3 protein-coding genes are annotated in these 3,673 nt (G+C 73.6%); 2 read left to right on the forward strand and 1 reads right to left on the reverse strand.

Annotated elements, in window-relative coordinates; all coding sequences use genetic code 11:
* The first annotated feature begins 706 nt into the window (after positions 1-706).
* Positions 707-1,192, forward strand: coding sequence for a MarR family winged helix-turn-helix transcriptional regulator (locus tag V7053_RS18255; RefSeq protein ID WP_334173681.1), 486 nt, complete (start codon positions 707-709; stop codon positions 1,190-1,192).
* Positions 1,189-1,842: a hypothetical protein gene (locus V7053_RS18260; protein ID WP_334173682.1), complete on the forward strand. Its 654-nt coding sequence runs from the start codon at positions 1,189-1,191 to the stop codon at positions 1,840-1,842. The genes V7053_RS18255 and V7053_RS18260 overlap by 4 nt, the downstream gene beginning before the upstream one ends.
* Positions 1,843-1,872: 30 nt before the next feature.
* Here the strand turns inward: V7053_RS18260 and V7053_RS18265 are convergent, their stop codons facing one another.
* Positions 1,873-3,216 carry a chloride channel protein gene (locus V7053_RS18265; RefSeq protein ID WP_334173683.1) on the reverse strand — a complete coding sequence of 448 codons (1,344 nt, stop codon included), beginning with the start codon at positions 3,214-3,216 and terminating at the stop codon, positions 1,873-1,875.
* Positions 3,217-3,673 lie beyond the last annotated feature (457 nt).

Genomic DNA, 3,673 nt, shown 5'->3' on the forward strand with positions numbered 1-3,673 from the left:
GTCCGCCCACCTGATTCCCACCAGAATATTGTCGCACAATATAGTCTTTATTGCAAGACAATATTCGACGATCGGCTGTGCCGGGCGTGCTGGCGGTCATGTCCGGAGAGAGGCATCGAGCTGGCTTACGTGCTCGCGGGTTGCCTTGCGCAGTTGCTGGCCTTACCCACCGTGAGACACGAAGCTCAACCCCGACTCATCGCTGGCATCTGGAGACACTGCCCTGGACACGTCCCACCGGCGCCGAGCTCCTAGTAGGCATCCCGGCCGGGGGACGTGATGGCCCGGGTAAGTGAAGGGGCAGGGCTGTCGCTGGTGCGCCGCCGGGCCGGCCGGGGTCCTTCGGACATTCCGAGCGGCACCGCCGGCGTCGTTCAGCCCGGCCCGTTGAGACGCCTCGCATCCTGAGGGTTGTGAGACGACATGAAAGTCTCGGGAGGTGACGCAGAAGCGGGAGAGGCGGGGGACTTCCACGTGCCGCGCTCCGTTCTGGCTCAGGGGTCTTGGGCTGGTAGAGCTGCGGTACGTCTTCGGGCTCCGGGTCGTCGTGGCCGATGTGGGCAGGGGCGCCCGGCCTCACGCTGGCAGGCCTGCCCAGGGCTTGTCACGCGAGCTTCTGCAGCCTTCAGGGTCTCGGGGGCGCCCATGGGAGTTGTTCGGGAGCAGAAAGGTTCTAGGTGGGCACTATGGGTCTAGCCTTGTTCCCATGAGCGATGCGCCAGCCGTCTCCAGTGGCGCTTGGTCACTGACGGACGTGATCGCCCGGCTGCGGCGGACTCTGCGGTCCGGCGTGCGGGAGGACGTGCCGTGGGAGTCCCTGCCGATGGCGCAGGTCGAGCTGCTCCAGCGCTTGGCCGAGGAGCCGGGGCTGGGGGTCAGCGAGCTGGCCGCGCGCCAGCACCTGGCCCGGAACACGGTCAGCAGCCTCGTCCAGATCATGGCTGCCGCCGGCCTGCTCCAGCGCTGCCCCGACGGGAGCGACCGCAGGGCGGTCCTGCTGCTCCTGACCGATCGCGGCCGCGAGCGGCTCGTGGCCTGGCAGGAGGCCAACGAGCGCCGTCTCCGCCGCGCCCTTGAGACCCTGCCCGTCCAGGACCGGGAGGCGATCAGGTGCGCGCTGCCCGCTCTGCGCTCCCTGGCAGGGCAGCTGGAGGCGGATGCGGGTGCGGGCGCGCCGGGAGGCCGCCGGTGAGCGGGCAGGGCCCTCGGTCCGGGGGCAGGTACTGGGCAGTCCTGGCCCTGGACCTCGCCGCGGTGACGTTCCTGCTGGTCCTGGGCTTCGCGGCGCCGGGGGGCGGCTGGTGGTTCGTCCTGGCCGCGCTCTGGTCGATCGTGGGCATCCGGCGGGCGGTGGTCGAGGTCCCCAGGCAGGCTCCCGGGGAGCTCGGGCCCGCTGAGGGGGAGTGGGAGGACCTCGCGTTCGAGGCGGCTCCCGGCCGCGGGCTGCGGGAGGACGGGCGGTCGTCCTGGGGGGCGAAGGCCTTCGCCGCTGCGGGTGCAGGGTCGCTGGTCGTGCTGGGGGTCCTGCTGGCGGGCGCCTTCGAGCCCGTCTCCGCCTCCTTCGGCCCCGTCCGGATCGTGGTGTACTCCGGGCTGGTGGTCCTGGCGGCCGTCACGGGGATCCTGTCCGTGGCGTTCTCGGCGGCGGGGGCCACCGATGTCGGTCTCCCCTCGGTCAGGGCTGCCCTGCGCCTGTGCGCCGGGTTGGGGTGCGCGCTGCTCGCGGGCCTCGCCCTGCTCGTCGGCGATTCCCTCTTCGGGCGTCCGGAGGGGATCCTCGCTGCTCTGACGGGCGCCGCAGGGCTCATCGTGCTGCTGCGCTCTGGGCGGTTGGGGCACTGACCCTGCGACGCGATCAGGGCTGCTGTCCGCTCAGGCGACATCGCGCAGGCGGGTCCGTTCGAGGAAGTGGACGACGGCGAGGGCGCCGGCGGTGGCGACCATTGCGGGGATGAGCAGCTCGGGGCCCTGTCCTGTGAATTCGGTGACCAGGACCAGGCCTGTCATGGGGGCGCGCATCGTGCTGGCCAGGAAGGCCGCGGCCCCGACGAAGGCGAAGGCCGCGACCGAGGTTCCGGGCGCGAGGGCGTCCACCGCGCTGCCGAGCGCGATCCCGAGCATGGCCCCGATGGCCACCGAGGGCGTGAGCGTCCCGCCCGCGGCGCCGGCCTTGATGGTCGCCAGGGTCGTGGCGCCCTTGGCCAGGAGCAGGAGGGCGACCAGGGCAAGCGGTGCGGTGGCCGAGAATGCGGTCTGCGCCGCGGCCCTGCCGTTGCCCAGGACCTCGGGCAGGACCAGGGAGACGGCCCCGACGCCGGCGAAGAGCAGGGGCATGGCCCACAGGATGGCGGCCCCGCGGGGCCGGGTCGAGGCCCCGGCCCGGGCCAGGCGGACGAATCCGGCGGCGGCCGCTCCGATGACGGGGCCTGCCGGCAGGGCCCATGCCATGAGCTCGGGGGTGAGCTCGACGTGGGGCAGCGCGTACATCGGGGTGATGGGGACGACGGCGCGGGCGACGAACGCGGCGATCGCCGCGGCGGCGAAGGCCGGGAGCACGGTGGCGAAGCTGACCTCTGCCAGCAGCACCTCGACGACGAACAGGGCGCCTCCGAAGGGGACGTCGTAGACCGCGGCCAGGCCCGCCCCGGCACCGCAGGCGACGAGGATGCGCGACTCCGCCTCGCCCGTGCGGGCGGCCCGCGCGACCCTGTCCGCCAACAGCGCCCCCAGCTCCCGGGGAGCCGCCTCGCGGCCGATCGAGGCCCCGAGGCCGACGATGCAGACCTGCAGGGCGGTGTTGGCGAGCGTGGTCGCCAACGGCATCCTCGCGCCCCCGGCGGCCTGCTCGACCGAGACCACCCGGGCCCCCCAGCGGCGCAGGGCCCACCACCCGGCCGCGCCGAGCGCCCCCGCCGCGGCGAGGGAGGCGAACCGGCGCCAGGGCGCGGCCCTCGTGACCCCTTCCAGGAGGGTCCCGCCCGAATACCCGAAGGCGAGGTGCTCGAGCAGCTGCAGGGCCAGGTCCACGACGATCCCCACGACGCCCGCGCCCAGCCCCACCGCCAGCGTCGCCCCCGCGACCCGCAGCACCCGCACGGCCTTCCGGCGCGCCTCGGCCCGGGCGCCCGCGCGCCTTCGCCCGCCGCCGAGGCGGATCCGCACGCCCTCCGGCCCGGGCGCCCGCCGGTCCGGACCCCCGCCGACTTGTTCTGGCATGGAACAACTCTATGCAGAAATACGGGGTTCCGAGGGGACAAGCCCGTCGACGACGCGTTCGCCTGGGCATATGCCTCGCGGGCTGCTTCGAGGCGACGCGGAGGCCCGTAGTGGTCCGGGAGCCTGCTCAGTAGGGCGGCGGCAGAGAGGCCCGGCTGCATGGTGGTTGATCCGCTCGCGCAGCCCGTGGGGGACGCTGATCGTGGTAGCCGTCCCGGGACAAGTGGGCTCCCGAGGGTGCAGGACCGGCAGCAGGTGGGTATGCGTTCCGGGACGCCCGTCCTCCGCCCCCGCCTGGATGCGGGGGCCGAGACGGTCGGGGATGGGTCGCCGGGGCTGTGGCCGGGCCGGCCCCCTGAGGGGCCCCCCAGCCTGGTCGGTTAGCCTCGGTCGGGTGGGTGCTGTCGAGTCGTTGCCTTCGGCCCGTGCCGGCGTTGCCCGGCTGGGCTATGTTCCG

It is taken from the genome of Sinomonas sp., assembly GCF_036848755.1.
Classification (GTDB): domain Bacteria; phylum Actinomycetota; class Actinomycetes; order Actinomycetales; family Micrococcaceae; genus Sinomonas.